We start from the raw sequence: 6,445 nt of genomic DNA, 5'->3' as shown, positions 1-6,445 counted from the left end.
ATTTGCTCCTGGATGCGAGCGAGCGGCGCGGATGAGACGCGGGCCCTGCAGTGTTTCGGAGGACTGACGAATGGCCGATACCGGCACGCTTGATCTTGGATTTGACCCGGCGGAGCTGAAAGCCCGCTACCTTGCCGAACGCGACAAGCGCGTGCGCAAGGACGGCAACGAGCAGTATGTGAACGTGGCCGGGCAGTTCGCGCATTACCTGGAAGACCCGTACACGGAGCGTGCGCCGCGCGCGCCGGTGACGGATCACGTCGAGGTGGCGGTAATTGGCGGCGGGTTTGGCGGGATGCTGGCGGCAGCGCGGCTGCGCAAGGCGGGCTTCAATGACATCCGCATGATCGAGACCGGCGGCGCGTTTGGCGGCACCTGGTACTGGAACCGGTATCCGGGCGCGGCGTGCGATATCGAGAGCTATATCTATCTGCCGCTGCTGGAAGAGACCGGCTTCATGCCGAAGGAGAAATACACGAAGGCTCCGGAAATCCTCGCGCATTCAAAGCGGATCGCGGAACACTTCAACCTGTTCGACAAGGCCCTGCTCAGCACCGGTGTGACCGGCATGAAATGGAACGGGAAGAAGAAGGCCTGGACGATTCTGACGGACCGCGGCGACAAATTTACCGCGCAGTTCGTGGTGATGAGCAACGGGCCGCTGAACCGGCCTAAGCTGCCCGGCATTCCGGGTGTCGAGACGTTCAAGGGGCACAGCTTCCATACGAGCCGGTGGGACTATGGCTATACCGGCGGCGGGCCGGAAGGCGGGCTGACGGGGCTCAAAGACAAGGTGGTGGGCATCATCGGCACAGGCGCAACCGCCGTGCAATGCGTGCCGCATCTGGCCGCGGGCGCAAAGCATCTTTACGTGTTCCAGCGCACGCCCTCCTCTATCGATGTGCGCAATGACCGGCAGACCGACCCGGACTGGGCGAAGGGCCTGGAGCCAGGCTGGCAGCGGCGCCGGATGGAGAATTTCAATACGCTCGTTTCCGGCGGCTATGAGCCGGAGGACCTGGTGAATGATGGGTGGACGGACATTATCCGCAACATCCTGTTCATCGCCTCCAAGGGCGACCAGCAGGGCCTGACGCCGCAGCGGCTGGCAGAGCTGGCAGAGATCGCCGACTTCAAGAAGATGGAACAGGTGCGCAGCCGGGTAGACGAGATCATCGGGGATCCGGCCGTCGCGGCGGCGCTGAAGCCCTGGTACCGGCAATTCTGCAAGCGGCCGTGTTTCCATGACCAGTATCTCGGCGCATTCAACCGGCCGAATGTGACGCTGGTGGACACCAATGGACAGGGCGTCGACCGGATCACCGAGGATTCGATCGTGGTGGACGGCGAGGCCTACAAGATCGACTGCCTCGTCTATGCGACGGGATTCGAAGTGGGCACGGACTATACGCGGCGGGCGGGCTATGATCCCGTGGGGCGCGGCGGCGTGACCATGAAGGATTATTGGGCGGACGGGATGCGCAGCCTGCATGGATTATCCGTGCACGGATTTCCGAACATGTTCCTGATGGGGCCTGGACAGGCGGGCTTTACGGCCAACTATCCGCACCTCCTGGACGAGCAGGCGGAGCAGATCGGCTACACGCTGGCGCAGGTGAAGGCACGGCAGGCGGCGACGTTCGAGGCCTCACCAGAGGCCGAAGAGGCCTGGGTGCAGCAGATCATCGCGAAAGCCGTGACGCGCCAGCAGTTCCTCGAGGAATGCACGCCCGGCTATTATAACAACGAAGGCAAGCCGAGCGACCGCGCGGCGCAGAACAATTCCTATGGCGACGGACCGAATGCCTATTTCCGCATCCTCAAGAAGTGGCGCGAGGAAGGCGAATTGGCGGGGTTGGAGCTGAATTAGCGCTTTTCGCGAGCGGGACTTGAGCGCGCGGGCGTTTGGGCTAACTCTCTGCGGATGGATACAGACGCGCTGCAAAGCTGGATTGGCCGCACCGAGGTGCAGATTGATACCGTGCAGCCGGGGCCTGCGCGGGCGATGGCGGCAGCGCTCGATCAGAACCCGGATGATTTCGGGACCCGGGCGGAGCTTCCGCCGCTCTGGCTGTGGCTCTATTTCCTGCCCGTGGTGCGCGCCTCCAGCGTGGGGCCGGACGGGCATCCGCAGAGGGGCGGGTTCCTGCCGCCGATCACCCTGCCCCGGCGCATGTGGGCGGGCAGCCGGTGCCACTTCTTCGGGCCTGTGCGGATCGGCGACGAACTGACAAAGGTGTCCACGATCGCGAAGGTGACGGCAAAGACCGGGCGGACGGGCGAGATGGTGTTCGTGACCGTGCGCCATTCCTACTCGCGCGGGGGCGCAGGCGTGATGGAGGAGGAGCAGGACATCGTCTACATGCCGATCCCCGAGGTGTTCAGCGCGCCGGCACCGACCCCGGTGGGGGAATGTGCGTGGACGGAGCGTGTGGCGATTGACCCGGTGCTTCTGTTCCGGTTTTCGGCGCTCACCTTCAACGGGCACCGGATACACTATGATCGGCCCTATGCGATGGAAACGGAGAAGTATCCCGGCCTCGTGGTGCACGGGCCGCTGCAGGCCATCCTGTTGATGGAGGCGGCGCGGCGCTGGCAACCGGGCAAGCGGCCGGCGAGCTATACGTTCCGGGGGCTGAGGCCGCTCTTTGATTTTGACGCGGTGTCCGTCTGTGGGCGGACAAGCGAGGCGGGCGGGCTGGACCTGTTCACGGCGAACGGCGAGGGCGCAGCGGGCATGCAGGCAAATCTCGGCTGGGCGCCAGCCTGAGACGCACTAGGTAAGCGCATGACGAGGCCCGGAATGCGGCCCGCCGGGAGGATGGCATGGTCAAGATTCTGGAAGGGCTGCGGATTGTCGAAGGTTCGGCCTTCGTGGCGGCGCCGCTGGCGGGGATGACGCTGGCGCAGATGGGCGCGGATGTGATCCGCTTCGACCGGATACGCGGCGGCCTCGACAATGGACGCTGGCCGGTGACTGATAAGGGGCGCAGCCTTTTCTGGGCAGGGCTCAACAAGGGCAAGCGGAGCCTGGCCGTGGACATGACGACGCCGCGCGGACAGGAAATCGTGACGCGGCTCATCTGCGAGCCCGGTGAGGGCAAAGGCATTTTCCTGACGAACCTGCGCGTACGCGGATGGATGGATTATCCGGCGCTGAAGAAGCACCGCGAAGACCTGATCATGATGTCGGTAACCGGGGACCGGAGCGGCGGGCCGCAGGTGGACTATACGGTGAACCCGGCGGTGGGCTTTCCGATGGCGACAGGGCCGGAAGGATCTACCCAACCGGTCGGGCATGTACTGCCGGCCTGGGACTGTATCACCGGGCAGCAGGCAGCGCTGGGCATCCTCGCGGCGGAGCGCCACCGGCGACTGACCGGGAACGGGCAGCTGGTAGAACTGGCGCTCAAGGACATGGCGCTGGCGATGCTGGGCAATCTTGGCATCATCGGCGAGGTAACCGTGAACGGTTATGACCGGCCGAAGATGGGCAACTCCCTATACGGAGCCTATGCGCAGGATTTCGTGTGCAAGGGCGGCGGGCGTGTGGTGGTTGTCGCTTTGACACAGCGCCAGTGGGACAACCTGAAAGCCGTGACACATACGCAGGAAGCGTTCGAGGGGCTGGCGGTGAAACTGGGCGTAAACCTCGACAGGGAGGGTGTTCGCTTCGAGCATCGGCACGCAATAACGCAGGTGCTCAAACCGTTCTTTGATACGCGGCGCGTGGAAGAGTTCGAGGCCACGTTTGCCGAGCGTAGTGTGACCTGGGCACGCTACCGGACGTTCAAACAGGCGGTGGAGGAGGACCCGGATATCTCGACAGATAATCCCATGTTTTCAATGCTGGAGCATCCGGGGATCGGAACTTATCTTACACCGGGCAATCCGATTGCGTTTTCCGATGCCGAGCGGATTGCGCCGGTGCGGGCGCCTAGCCTGGGCGAGAATACCGACGAGATATTGTCCGGGATCGGATATTCGGACGGGGAGATTGCCGGGCTGCATGATGATCTGATTGTGGCGGGACCGAGGTAACGCCGCCAGGAAATTCGTGCGTTCATCGCCGTGAAGGCGGGCATCAGGAATTCAGACAGCCTTGCGATGACCCCGCCTTCGGGGGGCAGGCAGACAATCCAGTCGGCCCGTCAGGCGGCCTACGCCTCGATCAGCATAACAAGCACATCGCCGTCGGCGACCTGCTGGCCGGCGCTGGCGTGGACGGCTTCCACCACACCGTCGCGGGGGGCGACGAGGGCGTGCTCCATTTTCATCGCTTCGAGTACGGCGAGGGTTTCGCCGCGGGTGACCGCGGCGCCGGCTTTTGCCAGTACACTGAGCACCTTACCGGGCATCGGGGCCCTGACGACATTTCCGCCGAGGGCGGCGTCGGCATCGGCGCTGAATTCGGGGATGGTGACGAGGAAACTGTCGCCGCCGCAGGTAACCGCGAAGCGGCGGGGGCTCAGGTCGGTGATCAGCGGCAGCGGCGTCTCCTCTGCGATCGGCGCATCCGGATCTACCAGGCAGACCTCGCCGTCCGCGGCGAGGAGGACATCGCGGCGGGGCACAGAATTGAGGCGAAAGCCGTCATGCATATCCCAAGGGGATCCGGCGCCTTCATCATCCAGCAGCAGCGAGGCGACGGCAGATAGGGCCGCTTCGCGGTGGGCGGCGGGCACGCCGGCAAGAGCGCCCAGGTTTTCACTGATCCAGTTGACGTGATGGATGCCGGCGGCGAACTCGGCTGAGAGCGCGCAGCGGCGGAGAAAGCCGGCGTTCGAGGGCACGCCGCAGAGCTGGGTGTGGGCGAGGACGTCCGTGAGGCGCTGGAGGGCGTCCTCGCGGGTTTCTCCGTGTACGATCAGTTTGGCGATCATGGAGTCGTAGTTCGAGGGGACACGGTCTCCGGATTCGAAGCCTGCATCCCAGCGGAGGGTGTCGCCGTCCGGTTCTTCCAGAAGGCCGAATTCGAGGATCAGGCCGGCGCCGGGGCGGAAACTGTCGGCAGGGTCCTCGGCGCAAATGCGAGCCTCGAACGCGTGGCCTCTGATCCTGATGTCTTTCTGCTTCAGCGGGAGCTTTCCGCCGGAGGCAACGATGAGTTGCCACTCAACAAGGTCGGTGCCGGTGATGGCTTCGGTGACCGGGTGTTCGACTTGCAGGCGGGTGTTCATTTCGAGGAACCAGAATGTGTCCGGACCGAGGGGTCTTGATCCGTCCACAATGAATTCGACCGTGCCGGCGCCCTGATATCCAACCGCCCTGGCGAGCGTCACGGCAGCGTCCGTCATGGCCTTGCGGACGGCGTCCGGCATGCCGGGCGCGGGGGCTTCCTCGATGACTTTCTGGCGGCGGCGCTGAAGCGAGCAATCGCGCTCGAACAGGTGAACGGCATTGCCGTGCTGATCGCCGAAGACCTGCACTTCGATATGGCGCGGGCGTTCGACGAGCTTTTCGAGCATGACGCGTCCATCGCCGAAACTGGACTCGGCTTCGCGGACGGCGCTGTTGAGTTCGGCCTGGAGTTCGGACGCTTTCGAGACCTGGCGGATGCCCCTGCCTCCGCCGCCGGCGACGGCCTTGATCAGCAGCGGGTAGCCAACATTCTCGGCGGCTTTCGTCAGGGTGCTGATATCCTGCGCTTCGCCCCGGTAGCCGGGGAGGACGGGGACGCCTGCCGCTTCAGCGATGCGCTTGGCTTCGTCTTTCGGGCCCATGGAGCGGATGGCGGCCGGCGGCGGGCCAACCCAGGCGAGGCCCGCAGCGATGACCGCTTCGGCGAAGGCGGCATTCTCAGACAGGAAGCCGTAGCCGGGGTGGATAGCGTTTGCGCCGGTTTCTTTTGCGGCGGCGAGGATAGCCTCGGTGCGCAGATAGCTTTCGGCGGCGGGTGGCGCGCCGATATGGACGGCTTCATCGGCTTCGCGCACGTGCATGGCGGCGCGGTCGGCGTCCGAATACACAGCGACGGTGGCGATACCGAGGCGCCGGCAGGTGAGGAAGATCCGGACGGCGATCTCACCCCGGTTCGCGACGAGGAGTTTGGTGATTTTCACTTGCGGGGCCTGTTCATTTTTTGATTCCGGGGCCCCGGTGCACGGTGGCGACCAGGACGAAACTGATGATCATCAGCAGATACCATGATCCGAGTTTGGATAAAGACACCATCTCCCAGCCGTCTTCCTGGCCGGGATAGGTCCAGGCGCGGGCGAAGGTGGCAAGGTTTTCGGCAAACCAGATGAACAGGGCCACGAGGAAGAAGCCGACCAGCAGCGGCATGGGGCGGTGGACCTCGTCCGGGCGGAACCAGACCATGGTGCGCAGGTAGATCAGGGCGGTGGCGGCGAAGAGACCGAGACGGACATCCGCCAGCCAGTGGTGGGTAAAGAAGTTCACGTAGATGGCGGTGGCGAGCAGGCCCTGCAGCCGGAGCGGCGGG

General features: G+C 64.5%; 5 protein-coding genes. 3 read left to right on the top strand and 2 right to left on the bottom strand.

The genetic code is table 11. From position 1 onward, the window contains the following. The first annotated feature begins 70 nt into the window (after nt 1–70). Genes WEA77_RS03675 through WEA77_RS03665 form a run of 3 tightly spaced genes read left to right on the top strand, consistent with a single transcriptional unit; the run spans nt 71 to nt 4,041 of the window. On the top strand, nt 71–1,870 hold the full coding sequence (locus tag WEA77_RS03675) for a flavin-containing monooxygenase (protein ID WP_368066511.1): 1,800 nt from the start codon (nt 71–73) through the stop codon (nt 1,868–1,870). Between the two features lie 54 nt (nt 1,871–1,924). Next, the gene (locus WEA77_RS03670) at nt 1,925–2,770 is read left to right on the top strand and encodes a MaoC family dehydratase N-terminal domain-containing protein (RefSeq protein WP_368066510.1); all 846 of its coding nucleotides are present in this window, start codon (nt 1,925–1,927) and stop codon (nt 2,768–2,770) included. A 56-nt stretch (nt 2,771–2,826) separates the two neighbouring features. After that, nucleotides 2,827–4,041: a CoA transferase gene (locus WEA77_RS03665; protein WP_368066509.1), complete on the top strand. Its 1,215-nt coding sequence runs from the start codon at nt 2,827–2,829 to the stop codon at nt 4,039–4,041. 119 nt (nt 4,042–4,160) lie between these two features. Here WEA77_RS03665 and WEA77_RS03660 read toward each other — a convergent pair whose 3' ends face one another. After that, nucleotides 4,161–6,062 (bottom strand): biotin carboxylase N-terminal domain-containing protein, encoded by a 1,902-nt coding sequence (locus WEA77_RS03660; protein ID WP_368066508.1) that lies wholly within the window; start codon nt 6,060–6,062, stop codon nt 4,161–4,163. A 13-nt stretch (nt 6,063–6,075) separates the two neighbouring features. Further along, the coding region (locus tag WEA77_RS03655) for a DUF817 family protein (RefSeq protein WP_368066507.1) at nt 6,076–6,445 on the bottom strand (370 nt) is incomplete at its 5' end.

This window comes from Hyphomonas sp. (assembly GCF_040882205.1).
Lineage (GTDB): Bacteria > Pseudomonadota > Alphaproteobacteria > Caulobacterales > Hyphomonadaceae > Hyphomonas.
The sequence above is the reverse complement of the archived record's forward strand: the minus strand, read 5'-3'. Positions and strand labels throughout refer to the sequence as shown.